This window comes from Pseudaestuariivita rosea (assembly GCF_017592335.1).
Lineage (GTDB): Bacteria > Pseudomonadota > Alphaproteobacteria > Rhodobacterales > Rhodobacteraceae > Parasulfitobacter > Parasulfitobacter rosea.
This window is the reverse complement of record NZ_JACNMP010000025.1, coordinates 1-14,979: the sequence shown is the minus strand read 5'-3', so window position 1 is coordinate 14,979 and position 14,979 is coordinate 1. Positions and strand designations below refer to the sequence as shown.

Below are 14,979 nucleotides of genomic sequence, written 5' to 3'. Positions count from 1 at the left end.
TCCGTTCACTATTGGTTAGTCGTCTTCCACATGAGCGCGGAATTTCAGGTCAATCCGTCGCGCCTGGCCGTTTTCCACCCGGCGCGCCGCAGCTTTTTCGAAATGCAGGCCGATCAGATGGCCCCGCGTCAGGGTCAGATCAGCATCGACCAGCGCGTCGCTGATCAGCCCCGCCAGCGCCTTGGCCGACTGGAACCCTGCCGCATCGGTGATCACCGAAACGGTGAAAATATGCGTGGCCCCGGCGCCGGTTTTGTCGGACCGGTCGCGCACATCTTCTGGCCCCAGCGTCACATAGGTGTCGGGCAAAGTGCCCGCTGGCACGGCGTCGTATATCGGTGCCGTGATCCCGGCATCATCCGCCAACCGCTGATAAACGGCCGCCTGAAGGGCGGCACTGACTGCATAGCTCATGCCGCCACCTCCTCAACCGCGTGGCAGGTCAGATAGCGGCCCTGCGGGTCACGCTCGCCCACCGCCAGAATGCGAAACAGCCGATCGCCATCGCGAAACCGCTGGTCGGGCTTAGGCCGCGACGGTGCGCCAAAGGGTGCCCCGCGCACGGTGATCCGGTAGCTGACGCGCGATACCGGGGCAAAGCTGCCCGCGGTTTCGCGCCCACTGCCCGCCAGGATCTCGGCCCATAGCTCGCCCAAGGGCTGCCAGTTCTCGGCAAAGCCGCCCGCGCCGTCGGGCACCTGCACGGCCCCCTCCAACACCAGCTTTCTGGATAAAACAGGGGTCATCACGCACCCCCGACCGACACACGCATGGGCCGGTACCGCTGCAACAACGCAGTGACACCAAAGGGCATGCAGCCCTCGCCCAGCCCGGTTTCCTGCCGATACTCGTAATAATGCGCCGCCAGCAACAACACCGCCTGCGCCAGATCGGCAGGTAAATCAGCCCATTCGGTGGCATAACCTGCACGGAACCGCACCTCGATACGACCGTTCACCGGAATGCTTGGCAAACCCAGCCCGACCGATACCAGCAGCGGCCTGTGCGGATCCTGAACCAACCGATAGGCATCAGGTTCAACCGCCGTCGATACCTCGTCGGCATCGATACGTGTTACCAACAAAAGCTCATTCACTGGCGCGACCGGCAACGGTTGCTCACATACCATCCGCCACTTCGTCACGCTCCAGGAAAAATCCCGTTCGATCAGAACCTTACCGGTTCGCGCCTCAACCGCGGCCAATGCTGCCCGCAAAAAACTCTCTAAAACTGCATCCTGCAGCCCGTCGTCACCAAATCCGGTGCCCAAACGCAGGTGCCGTTTGAATGCCTCGACCGGCAGAGCACCTGCGGGCACTGTGGTCTCTTCGACTAACATCATGGAAACTCTCCGAAAATCCAAGGCCCCTCCGGCCAGATGGGCGCGCGCCTCCGCATTGCTCGGACGGAGGGGAAAGCAGCTAGACAACACGGGGGTCAGTCCGGCGCGCGCCCGGGGTCAGGCGGCCCTGTCCGGGACCGCCCTGTCACAACGCCTTACGACGCTGCGAATTTCAGCAGCTTGATTGCCTTGAAGTCGCTGACATCACCTCCCACGCGCTTGGTGGCGTAGAACAGAACGTTCGGCTTGGCCGAAAACGGGTCACGCAGGATACGCAGGTCAGGACGTTCCGCAACAGTGTAACCGGCTGCAAAATCACCAAAGGCGATTGCGTCGGCACCATCTGCGATGTCGGGCATGTCTTCGGCGATCAGAACCGGATAGCCCAGCAGACGTGCAGGCTCACCCGCGGCCAGACCGTCGGACCACAGGAAGCGGCCTTCTGCGTCTTTCACCTTGCGGATCTCGCCCGCTGTTTTCGAGTTCATGACGAATGTCGCATTCGCGCGATATTCGGCACCCAGCGCATAAACCACCTCGACCAGCTTGTCGGGGTTACCCAGACCGCCAGGTACTTCGGTGGCGATATAGCCCAGGTTGCCCCAGGTCCATGCATCATTGTCAACGGATGGGTGGCTCAGGAAACCCATGGGCTTGTCCATACCGTCGCCTGCCACAAATGCCGCAGCTTCAGCGCGGGCAAACTTGTCGGCGATCTTGCCGGCCAGCCAGCCTTCGATGTCGAACGCGCTATCGTCCAGCAGACGCTGCGACGCTTTTGGCAGCGCGGACAGTTCATGCAGCGGGATCGAGATACGATCGATCTGCGGTGTCTGTGTTTCAGTCATCGCAGCGGTTTCTGATGACCAGCCGGACCCCATGTCGCCGTGATCAACGATTACGTCATAAGATGTCGCCTCAACATTTACCACTGTCGCGATCGAACGGATCGAAGCGGTCGAATGCAGAACCGAGTTGATGGTCGCGGATGTCTGCGGGTCAACCAGATAGCCGCCGTCGCTGTTGACAGCGGTCGACATGGATTTACCGTCCAGTTCAAGTCCGCGCAGACCGTCGTCGTCGCCGGTGCGGATATAGGCATCGATGGCCTTCTGGTGGGGTGCCTCTTCATTGGCAGCGGAAAGCACGGGGCGTGCAGCGAAGGTCATGTTTTTACGATCAAGCATGGTCAGTCGTTCGTCCTGTTTTTGAAGTTTTGCGTTTATTACATCCTGGAAGTCTTTGAAGTCGCTCACGAAAGCCGCCAAGGCGGTCTTCATTTCGCTGGCCGGAGACATAGCGTCACCGGCCCGAGCCTTCGTCTCGGGTATGCTCATCTTTCAGTCCTTGAATGAGTTGATGAAACGCTGGCTCAGGTGCGTGCCAGCAGCTGACGCGCGTCCTCAAACGCAGCCGCCAATTCGCGCAAAGTCGCGTCTTCCGGGCTGTCGCCCTTCGCCCCGACCCGCGCCTCCGGTAGCATCGGGAAGGTCACAAGCGACACCTCCCAAAGCTCCAGCTCGGACAAGAGCCTGCGGCCCTTGCTGTCTTTCGCCGCCGTCACAGTGCGATAACCGATCGACAATCCGTCAATTGCACCCGCGTCGATCAGCGCAGCCGCCTCGCGGCCTTTTTCGACATCACTCAGGATGCGACCCTTGACATAAAGGCCCTTGTCATCCTCATAAACCTCGTCCCACACGCCGATGGGCTGTGCCGGATCATGCTGCCACAGCATTTTGACCGTGCCGCCCTTGGCCTTCAGCTTGGCCAGGCTGCGGGCATAGGCGCCAGGTTCGACCACATCGCCGCCCTGATCGCATTTCCCGAAAAGCGAGGCATAGCCCGCCACCTGCGTGCCATCGGTCACCGTCAGTGCGGCCTCCATCTGGCAGAACTTATGTTCCAATCCGCTCATATGTTTCTCCTGCATCACGGCGTTACCGCCAATACTGATTGAAAGGCCTGCGCCAGGATCACGCCGACGACGCCGAAAACGATCAGCCAAAGCCGCTTTTCCAGCCGCTCAATCATCTCTTCGACCCGATCAAGCCGCTTATTGATCGCCTCGAACTGCAGCGCGTTGATCCGCTCGTTCGAAGCAATCCGATGCGCCGGGGCACAATCAAAGCCTTCCAGACTGATCATCTCAGTCATCGACCTGATCCTCGGGCAGCGCGGGCAAGCCCAACAAAGCGCGCTTCTCGGCCTGGGTCAGAAAATCCGCCTTGGCCACACGCGACCACTGCTGGTCACGCTCCACCGCCAGCGCGGATACCTGATCCATATCCGGCTTCAGCTGCACCTCATCACCTGCAATCCGCGACAGCCAATCCGACAGACCCGCCGTCACCCGCGTGACCAGGGGCAGCACGGTCAGTCGGTAAAACGCGCGGTTGGCTTCCTGATAATTCGCATAGGTCGCGTCGCCGGGGATGCCCAACAGCATCGGCGGCACACCGAACGCTGTTGCAATCTCACGCGCGGCGGCTTCCTTGGTTTTCTGGAACTCCATATCCGACGGCGAAAAGCCCATGGGTTTCCAGTCCAATCCGCCTTCCAGCAGCATCGGACGCCCCGCATTCCGCGCCCCCTGATGGTTCGCCTCCAGCTCAAACACCAGCCGGTCATACTGATCATTCGACATCGTGGCCTGGGCGTCGGCACCCTGATAGACGATCGCACCCGACGGCCGCGCGGCATTATCCAGCAACCCTTTCGACCAGCGCGAGGCCGCATTATGCACATCAATCGCTGTCGCCGCCGCCTGCAAGGGCGACAGGCCATAGTGATCGTCCTGCGGATGAAAGCTCTTTAAATGGCAAATCGGCGCCGCACCTTGCGTCATATCAAACCGATGCTTGCGCCCGCCCACGGCATATTCATAGGCAATGGGCCAACCGTCTTTACCAGGCACCACGCTCATCCGGTCCGACCGCAGCACATGCAGCTCTTCCAAAGCGCCCACCAGCTCGACATAGCCATTCCCCGACAGCAGAATCTGGCCATAAAGCGCCTCGAACAGCTCGGCCTGACCCTGGGCCGGATTGGGCCGTCCGATCAGTGCCAAAAGCGGATGCACGTCATACCGACGCTCGCGATCCTGCAGCACCAATGGCAGCGCCGCTGCGGCCTCGGCAATCAGCTTGACCGACCGGAAACCCACCGGATTGCTACTGAACCCCGTCTTGGTCAGCGTCACCGTATCCCGCGGGCTCCAGGCCACACGACCCGATCCGTGATAGGCAATCGCCGGTCCCGTGGCAGACGCCTTTTGCTCCGGCGGGGCACCTGCCCCCCGGCGAAAGAATTGCATTACCATGAAAAACTCCTCAGTCTTGTCCCATTGCCATGCCGGGCACCAGGGGTCATAGGACACACCCCCTACCTTCTTCTTGGTCCCAAATACTCTCGCGCGGCACGCGCGAAACAAAGCCCCGGACGTGATCCGGGACCTCTACCGTCCTTTACAAAACCCTGATCTTCGGCTGCCGCCACTTCGCCGCGGGTTCCAACATCAACTCATGCAGCGCCCAAACCAGGGCATCGACCCGGTCCGGGCTGCCCTTGCCGTGATAGCCCTGCCCGGTCATCTGGCACATCTGATCCTCCAGATCGCCCAAACCCCGCAAATGCCGCACCCGGCCTTGTTCGTACAAAGCGGCCACAGGCTCGGCCCGCACGACCTTGCCCCGCGATGCCCGCACCGCCCGGTAAGGCACCAGCGGATCAACCTGACGCACGACGCTTTCCACCAGATCGCCGCCCTGGTTGACCTCGGCCACCAGCCGCTCGGCCCCGTGTTTGTCAAAAGCCGCCATCGCCCGCCGCGCCCATCCCAGGGGCGACGACGCCGCAACGCTCGCGTCCTCCAAAACATATGCGACCCAATCCTGCGGCGGCCCCTTGGCAGCCACGCCAGCCACGATGATCCCGCAGTCGTCCGACCCTGCGTGCCCCGTCACCGGCGGGTCCACCGCCACGACGATCCGGTCCAGCGCAGGCGGCACTTCCACCCGCAACGCCTCAATCATCTGCGACGTCCACAGCGCGTCTTCCATATCCTCCAACAACACGCCGTCCAGCTCCTGCCGCCCCAACCGGGTCCCAGCGTACCGCGCGCGAACTTCCGACAAGAAGCTCTCAGCCAAATACGCGCGGTTGGACTCGGTTGGGGCCGTCGTCGTCACTGTCGATGGCGTCGACAGCAGACGTTTCAGAACACCCACATTGCGCGGCGTCGTCGTCACGCATTGCCGCGGGTTGTCCCCCAACCGCAATGCAAACTGCAGCATGTCCCAGGTGGCCTCAGCCTTTTTCCACTTGGCCAGCTCATCCACCCAGGCCGCATCGAACTGGGGCCCACGCAGCGCCTCGGGTTCCTGCGCCGAAAACGCCTGCGCCACAGCCCCGTTCGGCCAGACCAGCTGCCGCTTGGTCGCCACCCAGCGCGGACGCCGGTCCGGCGGACAACAGGCGATAATCCCGCTGGCACCAAAAATCATCACATCGCGAACCTGATCAAAGGTCTCGCCCACCAGCGCGACACGGCTCGCCGCGCCCTTATCCTTGGGCAAAGATCCTTCGACCTGTGCCCGCACCCATTCCGCCCCGGCACGCGTCTTGCCCGCACCACGACCGCCCATGATCACCCAGGTCTTCCAATCCCCCTCGGGTGGCAACTGGTGATCATGCGCCCAGAACTCGAATAAAAAAGGGAGAGCCATAAGCTCTCCCTCACTCAGACTATCAAGTAAGTCCTTTTGGACATCTTCGTGCGCGCAGGCGATCCAAGCGGCACCCGATCTGATATCGGGCGGCATCGAGGTCGATCTGGTATCCATGCTCGATCCGCTCGTCTTGCTGACGCCTTTCATTGAACTTCGTCCTTTCAGTGATGACAAAATCACTCAATTTGGTCAGTTGCCTGACCTCGGTATCCAGTGACTTGCCTGTATCGACTTGCCCGGCCTTGATAGCCTTCAGGTGCTCGTCAACGGCCTTTTGACATTCTTTCAGCTTCTCCAGCGTCTCTTCGATGATCTGCTGTGCCTCTGCGTCAACCGCCGCGATCTTGGTTATTATGCTCATGTGGTTCGCCTATGTTGCTTTTGACCCTCCACACGAGAGAAACAAAAAAACGGCCCAAGGGGTGACCCCGGCCGTTTGCCCATTTCCTCTAGCATGCCACAAGTTCTACATTGGACCGTTCGGAAAGTCAAGCGAAATCGTCTTAGCTTTTCCCGCTAACCGTACGGTATCATTAACAAATTCTTAATTTGAGTGGTTAACAAAACCTTAATTTTTCCCTAGCCCTTTCTTTCCATTGAACTTTCCCCGATCCAATCCGGACCAGATAAAGTGACACACCCCGATTGACGCCCGATGAATTTTGATATCACGGTATTTTCCATGACAGAAATCTTCACAGGATCTTTCACGCAACAGGAACCGATTCCACAAAAAGGAATCGACGCCGCCCTGCGCGTTCTGAATCACGGGCGCCTGCACCGCTATAACACCGCGCCGGACGAGGTCGCCGAAACAACGCTGCTTGAAGTTGACTTCGCCCGTGCAATGGATGCCAAATATTGCCTTGCCGTTGCATCCGGCGGTTACGCCATGGCCACCGCCCTGCGCGCCCTGGGTGTCAAACCCGGTGATAAAGTCCTCAGCAATGCCTTCACCCTGGCCCCCGTCCCCGGCGCGATTGCCAATGTGGGGGCGGTACCGGTCTTTGTCGAAGTGACCGAAGATCTGACCATCGACCTCGACGATCTGGCCGCCAAAGCAGATCAGGCGCAGGTCCTGCTGCTCAGCCATATGCGCGGGCACATCTGCGACATGGACCGCCTGATGGGCATCTGCAACAACGCCGGCGTGAAAGTGGTGGAAGACTGCGCCCACACCATGGGCGCCAAATGGGGTGATACCTGGTCGGGCCGCTTTGGCGTCTTTGGCTGCTATTCCTGCCAGACCTATAAACACGTCAACTCTGGTGAAGGCGGTTTTCTGATCAGCGACGATCCCGATCTGATGGCCCGCGCCATTGTGATGTCAGGCTCATACATGATGTACGGCCGTCACGAAGCCGCCCCACCCTTCGAGGCCTTTCAGGACGTGCGCTATCAGATGCCCAATATGTCGGGCCGTATGGATAACCTGCGCGCCGCCATCCTGCGGCCACAGATTGAAATCCTGATGCAACAGGCCGATCGTTGGAATGACCGCTACAGTGTGCTGGAAGACGGCCTGCAAAATACCCCCGGCCTGACCGTAATCCGCCGCCCGCCCCAGGAAAAATACGTGGCCTCATCCTTTCAGTTCCTGCTGCTGGACTGGGCTGCGAATGATATCCGAGAGGTCATCACAAGGTGCCTGAACCGCGGGGTCGAACTGAAATGGTTCGGCCCGGATGAACCTGTGGGCTTTACCTCAAAATACGACAGCTGGCGCTATGCAAACCCGGCGCCCATGCCCAAAACCGACCGTATCCTGAACAGCGTCATGGACATGCGCCTGCCCCTGACCTTCAGCCTGGACGACTGCGCCCTGATCGCCCGCATCATCCGCGCCGAGATCAGCGCGGTCTGGCAGTCCCATTAGGGCACCGTTACCGAGACAAAATCTTATACATATACGTCGTCGCGTGATACCCGCTGCGGTCCGCATCCAGCCCGAAATCAGGGATAACACCGGCCACCTGATACCCCAGCTTCTGATAAAACGGTTCGGCCAAATCCTCGGTGCGCGTGTCTAGCGTGATCAGATGCTTGCCCAGCACACGCGCCTCGTTCTCAAGCGCATGCATCAGTTTGCGCGCTAGACCGAGCTGGCGAAACTCAGGATGCACCAACAGCTTGGCGACCTCGCACCGATGCGGCTGATTTTCCGGCAAACGCGTGATCAACTGTACCGTCCCAACCGCCCGCGCGCCGACCATAGCGGCCCAAATCACCCGATTGCCCCGCGCAACATCCGGAAAAACGTCCCACTGCCAAAACGCACGGCTATCCTGCACCCCATGCGGCAAAAGAAAACTGACCGCCGCTCCCTGCTGCACAGTGGCATGCAGAACATCAGCCAAATCGCCCAAACACTCCCCAAGCGGCTCGGGTCCCAGCTTTTTAATTTCAATATCCTGATCCATCACACCGCATGCAGACCACACCGACGTCAGATGTCAATATCGACCATCAAGCCCTTCGCCGATTGCTGGGGCGAAGGGCCCGCTGGCAACTATAAAGTCTTACGAAAAACCACCTTGTCATCGCCCTCCGCCCAGAAATCGCAAATACGACCCTCCTCATCATAACCGTTCTCGGCATAAAATTTGCGCGTTAGAGCAAAGGCATCGGTCCCTGACGTCTCGACGATCAAAATCCGCTGCCCCATATCGGCAAGATGCTTCTCAGCCGCCTTGACCAGCGCACCGCCAAGCCCCTGCCCCTGAAAGTCCGGCCGCACCGCAAGCGCAAGCATGTTCCAGGTACCAACAGTCAGCTCTTCGGGCGCAGTATAACAAAAGCCGACAGCGGCGTCCCCAATGTGACAGGTCAGCCAGAATGCCTCTGCTTCACGCGCCAAAGCGGGTGCCAGCATATCTGGCAGCATGTCACTTGGGAAAAGCCCGGTCTGGTCCAGCACCACTTGAAGACCAGCGATATCAGCCTGCTGTGTTGGTTGAATTTCAGGTTTTGTCATTGATCCCTCTCCTTAACGATTATCATGTTGAGCATTCACGGAACTGATCCCAAGCCGCGTGGCACGATAGGGGCGTCCGTTTACCGATTTGATGAAGCGCCGCTTTTTCAGACGTTCAAAAAGCCGCAAATCGCAATCGATCAGGATATGGCCGTCGCGCGTATAGCAGCAGACATCGCGTATTTTGCCGTTCGGCAGGCGTTCGAAATGAATCTCTCCGCCCTGTGCCAAAACATGCAAAACACGCTGTTCGTGTTTCGATATATTCACCGGATTATCTTTTGAGTTTATGTCAGACAAAAAGGCTTCCGGCCTCGCGCGCGGAAGTCTTTTGGTTCAGGATGGTCCAGTCAAATGGACCTCAGCGGCGGGCCGCAATCGTAGACATAAATTCTCCATCACCCCGCAACAGCGCGGGATATGCATGCTGAATAGGCGGCTGATACGGTTTTTGCAAGCGGCCATTCAGTAGGCACTGAAGCATATCCGCCTCTACTTCTTATGATCATTCAGCAGATGGACTTGTGAAACCATTCAGATAATGTGGCGGGGTACAATTATTGAACCAGATATAGGACAGCACCATGCCCAAATTGATTGTTTATGTAATATCAGTATTTTACCTGGCACTTGCTGCATCTTTGCAAGCCGAGACAGACATCAAAGGATCATCTGATCATCCTTTGATATCACGGTATCCCGGATTTTATATCGAGACTTACAAATCACGCGAATTCGATCGCGCCCAGATGATCACCTCTGCTTTCGACAACGGTGAATATGATCTGACCACCGTGCAAGGACAGGTCAGCAATATCAAATATCTTATTGAAAATGACGCCCTGTCGGGTTTCCAGATTTTTGCCAATTATGAAAAGGCACTGAATGATCTGGGGGCTGAAATCCTGTTTTCCTGTTTCGGACAGGCTGATTGCGGCGGGACTGACACTGATTTTTATAACGAAAGTGTTGGCAACAGCATGTTGTTTGGCGGTGAGGTTATCTATTTCCTTAACGATTTCGGGATCATAACTGCCGTTGTCACACAAGACGATCAACAGGCGCATGTAATGGTCGTCACCGGGGCCAGCAATTATGATGCGGACCGTAGTGTGCATCAGACAATTGTGACAAGTGCCTCGTTAGATGTCGACAAGATCGGGATTGGCACCATCGAGGATGTGTCGGCGGCCATGACCCAGACCGGAACTGTCGTGTTAGAGGGCGTTTTCTTTGAAACAGGCACGGCAGAGCTGAACCCCAGATCCAACGAAACACTTGACACAACAGCAGCATATCTGTCGGAAAATCCTGATCTGCAGTTCTATGTCGTCGGCCACACCGATTGGGACGGCAGTTATGACTTTAACCTTAACCTGTCGGAAGAGCGCGCAAAAGCCGTTGCAGACGCGCTGATGTCCAGGGGCGTGGGGGCCGACCGCCTGATAGCCGTCGGAATTGGCCCGGTCGCGCCAAATGCCACAAACACGGATGAAGAAGGACGTGCCGCCAACCGACGGGTCGAACTTGTCCTGCATAAATAGAAGCCCGCATTTACTTCTGAAGTCAGGACACGAAAGCACAAAAAACACAAATGAATCGCTTGACCCGCAGCGCCGATGCCCTTAAACGGCACAGACTGAATTCGGGCGTGGTGTTGCCGCGGCCTCTGTACGTTTTATAAAAACCAAGGATGAACCCATGTCGCGCCGCTGCGAATTGACCGGCAAAGGTCCAATGGTTGGCAACAACGTCAGCCATGCAAACAACAAAACCAAGCGCCGCTTTCTGCCGAACCTGCAGGATGTGACCCTGCAGTCCGAGGCTCTCGGCCGTTCCTTCAAGTTCCGCGTGTCCTCTGCTGCGCTGCGCACAGTCGACCACCGTGGCGGGCTGGACGGTTTCATGGCGAAAGCCAAAGATGCCGAGCTGTCGTCTTCCGCGCTGAAAGTAAAGAAAGATATCCTAAAGGCCCAGGCCACCGCCTGATCTGACGCCTTTTGCGGTTTGAAGCAGCCCTGCCCTACGGCGGGGTTGTTTCGTTTTGATTAACGCATATCGCTGAAGCATTGTCGTGAAAATCTGCGACGTATTTATCCACTCACTCCGCCCGGTGGGCACCACCGGGCAGCGCCCGACCCTCCCCCCAGGGCGGGCGCCTTTAGCACCCACCCTCGGGCCGGTCGCTGCCCTTAGTTTCATGAAATATATTACAAGTTTTTGGTATGATGCTTTAAGAAAGTTCCCACTCTTACGTAACACGCCTCACGGCTGGGTTGTTTCGTTTGGCGACACAGCATCGCACGGCACCATGATTTTGCGGATCACATCGCCCACCCCCGTATCATTGCTGACCTGCGCAGGCCGCCCGGCCAGCCAGTCGTCCGCGACACGATCGGCTTCATCCTCAACCGCGATATGGTCACGGGCATAACGGCGGGCGAATTCATCGATCCCCCAGGCGTCGTATTGCAGAACATGGGCCAGTTCATGCGCCACCAGCGCGGGATCGTTCAAATCCTCTTCCGACCGAAAAATCACGACATCGCCCAGCACCATCGCATGATAGCGCCCGAACTTCAGGGACAGCGTCTGCAGCGTCGTACCCTCGACCCCGATGCGGTAACGCACCCGGTTCAGCACGGCATTGTCAAAACTGCGCTGCATCTTGCGCCGCACCTCGGGCAGCAGGGGCTGCACCCCCTTTTCGATCGCCGCCGTACGGCTGGCGCGGATCGCATCGGCCAGAACCGGCCCCATCGATGCCCCAATCCCATCGGCAAGGATGGTTATATCCAGGTCACGCTCTACCTGACAGATCACTTGCGACCACGCCGTGCCCGCCAAAACCGTCAAACAGATCAAAGCACTGTATAATCTTGCAAACATAAAGGCTGGTTCATTTTGTCACTTGGGTTTCCCCGATCAGAACGATAAATGCGACCTATGATCAAGCGGTTCCTTTGCCTTTGCTTTATCCTGACGCTGGCGCTGACCAGTCAAAGCCTGGCGCTTGCCCGCGGTCAGACCCATGTCGCAGGCCAGATGATCCTGTGTATCGGCCAGGATACCATCGTGGTGCTGATTGATGAACAGGGCAACCCGGTCGAACACCCGCATATCTGCCCTGACTGCACCAGCAGCCTGATCGCCGCAGTGCCTATTTATCAGCCGCAGATCGATCCGGCCGTCTGGGGACGGGGTGACACCGTCATGGCGCCGTATGATCTGGAATATAACGTCAACACCGATCCCGCCAAAGCCCGCGCGCCGCCTTTTGTGATGTTTTTCTGACACGTTTCTTTGACACCTGGAAAACATCACTGAACCAAAGGACAATACTATGTTTCTGACACGTTTTTGCACGGCAGCGGCCGTTTCACTGGCCCTTGCGATCCCCGCTGTGGCCGAGATCAAGATCATGGACCCCTACGCCCGCGCGTCTACCCCCATGGCAAAATCCGGGGCGGCATTTCTGGGGATCATGAATATGGGCGAAGAAGATGACCGCCTGATCTCGGCTCGCTCGAACGCCGCCGTTCTGGTTGAACTGCACACCCATATCGAAGAAGACGGAATCATGCAGATGGTCGAGGTCAAAGAAGGCTTCTCTATCGCCGCTGGTGAAACCCATATGCTGGAACGCGGCGGCGATCATGTGATGTTCATGGGTCTGAACCGGCCATTCAATCAGGGCGATATGATCGACGTGACCCTGATCTTTGAAAAAGCGGGCGAGGTGCAGGTGCAGATCCCCGTCGATCTGGAGCGCCAGCCGCAGCACGGCGCACATGGTCATGGCGCCCACAGCGATCACGGTCATGATCACGGCATGAAACATGGCGACGGCATGTAAAACTCAGAGACCCCGGATCATGGCCCGGGGTCTTTTACATAGACCAAAGCACAAATCGGGAATGCCAGGCTATCAGTCCTATATCATCTGCACGACCCCGCGCAGCGGCAGTACATTGCTGTGCAGAATGCTGTCAGATACCGGCGTGGCTGGGCACCCCAAATCGTGGTTTCACAAAGCCGATATAGCAGACTGGCTGTGTTATCTGGACCTGCCTCAGGTCGGCGGTGAAAGCGAAACCACCACGCTGGACAGTATCATGACAACCGTCTTGACCCGAGGCTGCGGCGGTACCGATCTGTTCGCCCTGCGCCTGCAACGCAAAAGCTTTGATTTTCTAAACCGCAAGCTGGATGTTCTCTATCCCGGTCTGCCAACGGATATGGACCGATTTCAGGCCGCCTTTGGCCGCACGCTTTTCATCCACCTGACCCGCAGCGATAAAGTCGACCAGGCGATTTCCTATGTCATGGCCAGCCAAACCGGACTGTGGCATCGCAATTCCGATGGATCAGAGCTGGAACGACTGTCCGACCCCCAGCCCCCAGTCTATGACGCGGCGCTGATCCAACGGTGGATGGACGAAATGCACCGTCTGGACACCGAATGGCAAAGCTGGTTCGAAGCCCATGGCATCACGCCGCTAAGCCTGACCTACGAAGACCTATCCCGCGACCCACGGTCAACACTTGCCAAGATATTGAAAACCCTTGGGCTGAACGAAACAATCGCCCAAACCACCACCCCAGCCACGGCGAAACTGGCAGATGCCACCAGCCTTGAGTGGAAAGAACGGTTCTTAGAAGAAACAGTCCGGTAAATCATCCGAATTGCCGTGCGTGCAGGTAAAGCGTCAGTTCTCGGGCGTGTCGGCCCCAGTGAAAAAACAAAGTGCGAAAACGGTATTCTGCGTCGGCTGCGCTGCTATTCTCAGCCAGCCAAATCACCTCGCGCATGTCTTGCGTGATATCTGCGATATCATCAATTGCATCACCGACGCTGGCAGAAAAGCTGATCATGTCCATCGGATCGGCCACGCTATAATACCCATAATCGGGAAATCTGGCGCCCGTTTGGGCGTAAAGTGTATTCCAATCCCGCTCGGGCCCTGTCACATCTGAATTTACATTCGTTTGAGGCTTTGTTGCATGATAGGCACAGACCAGTTGATCCAAGGCGCTGCTCAGTTCAGCATCCGATGGCGCATCGCCGCCCCATACTTTGTCCAAAAAAGCCCGCGCGGCGCTGGTTGCTGATATCTGTTCCATAGACTACCACTTCCAAAGAATGCTTTAACTAACGCGTAACAAGACCAAAGAGGGGCCTGCAATGCCACTTGACCTATGGCTGACATTCGTTGCCGCATCAACTGCGCTGCTATTGATCCCGGGGCCGACGATTTTGCTGGTGCTGTCCTATGCTATCACGCAGGGGCGCCGGGTGGCGGTCAGCACGGCGGCGGGGGTGGCCTTGGGCGATCTGATCGCGATGACGGCGTCGCTGGCGGGGTTGGGGGCGCTGGTGTTGGCCTCGGCCACGGCGTTTACGGTTCTGAAATGGGTGGGGGCGGTCTATCTGGTTTATCTGGGCATCAAACTGCTGCGCAGCCCGCCCCCGTCACTTGACATCGCCGCCGTGTCGCGGGCCACAGCGCGCACCACGTTCCTGCACGCCACGGCGGTCACTGCGCTGAACCCCAAAAGCATCGCGTTCTTCATCGCCTTTGTGCCGCAGTTCGTACGCCCCGATCAGCCGCTGATCCCGCAGTTTGCGATCCTGATTGCGACCTTCGTGACGCTGGCCGCCATCAACGCGCTGGCCTATGCCTTGCTGGCCGACCAGTTGCGCACCCGCATCCGCCGCCCCGGCGTCCTGCGCTGGATGAACCGCGCAGGCGGCGGTGCGCTGGTGAGCATGGGGGTGATGACGGCCACGCTTCAACGTAGCGCCTAGAGCGTGATGAAATCGACCTGAATCAAGGGGGATTCACATAGGCTTATTTTGCTGATTCACTGTCGCCGACCACAAGATGGAGGGCGAGCAGTGGGTAAGGCACTTTCGATGGACCTTCGGGAGA

Annotated in this window: 21 protein-coding genes; 7 read left to right on the top strand and 14 right to left on the bottom strand. The window is 58.1% G+C overall.

Annotated features, from left to right (window positions below; genetic code table 11):
- Positions 1-15: 15 nt before the first annotated feature.
- The 9 genes from H7848_RS14805 to H7848_RS14765 all read right to left on the bottom strand — a co-directional run bounded on the left by H7848_RS14805 (position 16) and on the right by H7848_RS14765 (position 6,433).
- Positions 16-414, bottom strand: a complete 399-nt coding sequence (locus H7848_RS14805) for a DUF3168 domain-containing protein (protein ID WP_208352933.1) — start codon at positions 412-414, stop codon at positions 16-18.
- A complete protein-coding gene (locus tag H7848_RS14800; protein ID WP_237072771.1) occupies positions 411-746 on the bottom strand; it encodes a head-tail adaptor protein in 336 nt (111 codons plus the stop codon). The genes H7848_RS14805 and H7848_RS14800 overlap by 4 nt, the downstream gene beginning before the upstream one ends.
- Entirely contained in the window at positions 746-1,342 is a 597-nt protein-coding gene (locus H7848_RS14795) for a head-tail connector protein (protein ID WP_208352927.1), read from the bottom strand. Before H7848_RS14795 ends, H7848_RS14800 begins: the two co-directional genes overlap by 1 nt.
- Before the next feature lie 155 nt (positions 1,343-1,497).
- Positions 1,498-2,679, bottom strand: coding sequence for a phage major capsid protein (locus H7848_RS14790; RefSeq protein WP_208352925.1), 1,182 nt, complete (start codon positions 2,677-2,679; stop codon positions 1,498-1,500).
- Between the two features lie 35 nt (positions 2,680-2,714).
- Complete coding sequence (locus H7848_RS14785) at positions 2,715-3,260, bottom strand: HK97 family phage prohead protease (RefSeq protein ID WP_208352923.1); 546 nt, start codon at positions 3,258-3,260, stop codon at positions 2,715-2,717.
- Between the two features lie 14 nt (positions 3,261-3,274).
- Complete coding sequence (locus tag H7848_RS14780; protein WP_208352922.1) at positions 3,275-3,499, bottom strand: GTA head formation protein, RCAP_rcc01685 family; 225 nt, start codon at positions 3,497-3,499, stop codon at positions 3,275-3,277.
- Positions 3,492-4,664: a phage portal protein gene (locus tag H7848_RS14775; RefSeq protein ID WP_208352921.1), complete on the bottom strand. Its 1,173-nt coding sequence runs from the start codon at positions 4,662-4,664 to the stop codon at positions 3,492-3,494. The genes H7848_RS14780 and H7848_RS14775 overlap by 8 nt, the downstream gene beginning before the upstream one ends.
- A gap of 145 nt (positions 4,665-4,809) precedes the next feature.
- Positions 4,810-6,165, bottom strand: coding sequence for a DNA-packaging protein (locus H7848_RS14770; RefSeq protein WP_208353018.1), 1,356 nt, complete (start codon positions 6,163-6,165; stop codon positions 4,810-4,812).
- Positions 6,092-6,433: a hypothetical protein gene (locus H7848_RS14765; RefSeq protein WP_208352920.1), complete on the bottom strand. Its 342-nt coding sequence runs from the start codon at positions 6,431-6,433 to the stop codon at positions 6,092-6,094. The genes H7848_RS14770 and H7848_RS14765 overlap by 74 nt, the downstream gene beginning before the upstream one ends.
- 321 nt (positions 6,434-6,754) lie before the next feature.
- Between H7848_RS14765 and H7848_RS14760 the strand changes: the two genes are divergently transcribed.
- Positions 6,755-7,948 carry a DegT/DnrJ/EryC1/StrS family aminotransferase gene (locus H7848_RS14760; protein ID WP_208352919.1) on the top strand — a complete coding sequence of 398 codons (1,194 nt, stop codon included), beginning with the start codon at positions 6,755-6,757 and terminating at the stop codon, positions 7,946-7,948.
- Positions 7,949-7,955: 7 nt separating this feature from the next.
- Here the strand turns inward: H7848_RS14760 and H7848_RS14755 are convergent, their stop codons facing one another.
- From H7848_RS14755 to H7848_RS14745, 3 genes are all read right to left on the bottom strand, one after another.
- Positions 7,956-8,492, bottom strand: coding sequence for a GNAT family N-acetyltransferase (locus H7848_RS14755; protein WP_208352915.1), 537 nt, complete (start codon positions 8,490-8,492; stop codon positions 7,956-7,958).
- Positions 8,493-8,581: 89 nt separating this feature from the next.
- Positions 8,582-9,046 carry a GNAT family N-acetyltransferase gene (locus tag H7848_RS14750; protein WP_208352912.1) on the bottom strand — a complete coding sequence of 155 codons (465 nt, stop codon included), beginning with the start codon at positions 9,044-9,046 and terminating at the stop codon, positions 8,582-8,584.
- A 12-nt stretch (positions 9,047-9,058) separates the two neighbouring features.
- A complete protein-coding gene (locus tag H7848_RS14745) occupies positions 9,059-9,346 on the bottom strand; it encodes a YjhX family toxin (protein ID WP_237072770.1) in 288 nt (95 codons plus the stop codon).
- Positions 9,347-9,630: 284 nt separating this feature from the next.
- Here H7848_RS14745 and H7848_RS14740 point away from each other — a divergent pair, with 284 nt between their 5' ends.
- Together H7848_RS14740 and rpmB are read left to right on the top strand one after the other, a co-directional pair.
- Positions 9,631-10,590, top strand: coding sequence for an OmpA family protein (locus H7848_RS14740; RefSeq protein WP_208352911.1), 960 nt, complete (start codon positions 9,631-9,633; stop codon positions 10,588-10,590).
- A gap of 157 nt (positions 10,591-10,747) precedes the next feature.
- Complete coding sequence (rpmB, locus tag H7848_RS14735; RefSeq protein WP_208352909.1) at positions 10,748-11,035, top strand: 50S ribosomal protein L28; 288 nt, start codon at positions 10,748-10,750, stop codon at positions 11,033-11,035.
- A 276-nt stretch (positions 11,036-11,311) separates the two neighbouring features.
- On the opposite strand, the gene H7848_RS14730 is transcribed toward rpmB, so the two are convergent.
- On the bottom strand, positions 11,312-11,935 hold the full coding sequence (locus H7848_RS14730; RefSeq protein WP_208352905.1) for an eCIS core domain-containing protein: 624 nt from the start codon (positions 11,933-11,935) through the stop codon (positions 11,312-11,314).
- Positions 11,936-11,983: 48 nt separating this feature from the next.
- Between H7848_RS14730 and H7848_RS14725 the strand changes: the two genes are divergently transcribed.
- From H7848_RS14725 to H7848_RS14715, 3 genes are all read left to right on the top strand, one after another.
- Complete coding sequence (locus H7848_RS14725) at positions 11,984-12,340, top strand: hypothetical protein (protein ID WP_208352903.1); 357 nt, start codon at positions 11,984-11,986, stop codon at positions 12,338-12,340.
- Positions 12,341-12,389: 49 nt separating this feature from the next.
- A complete protein-coding gene (locus H7848_RS14720; protein ID WP_208352900.1) occupies positions 12,390-12,902 on the top strand; it encodes a copper chaperone PCu(A)C in 513 nt (170 codons plus the stop codon).
- A 61-nt stretch (positions 12,903-12,963) separates the two neighbouring features.
- Entirely contained in the window at positions 12,964-13,722 is a 759-nt protein-coding gene (locus tag H7848_RS14715) for a Stf0 family sulfotransferase (protein WP_208352897.1), read from the top strand.
- A gap of 1 nt (position 13,723) precedes the next feature.
- Here the strand turns inward: H7848_RS14715 and H7848_RS14710 are convergent, their stop codons facing one another.
- The gene (locus H7848_RS14710) at positions 13,724-14,170 is read right to left on the bottom strand and encodes a hypothetical protein (protein ID WP_208352896.1); all 447 of its coding nucleotides are present in this window, start codon (positions 14,168-14,170) and stop codon (positions 13,724-13,726) included.
- A gap of 61 nt (positions 14,171-14,231) precedes the next feature.
- Between H7848_RS14710 and H7848_RS14705 the strand changes: the two genes are divergently transcribed.
- A complete protein-coding gene (locus H7848_RS14705; protein WP_208352894.1) occupies positions 14,232-14,855 on the top strand; it encodes a LysE family translocator in 624 nt (207 codons plus the stop codon).
- Positions 14,856-14,979 lie beyond the last annotated feature (124 nt).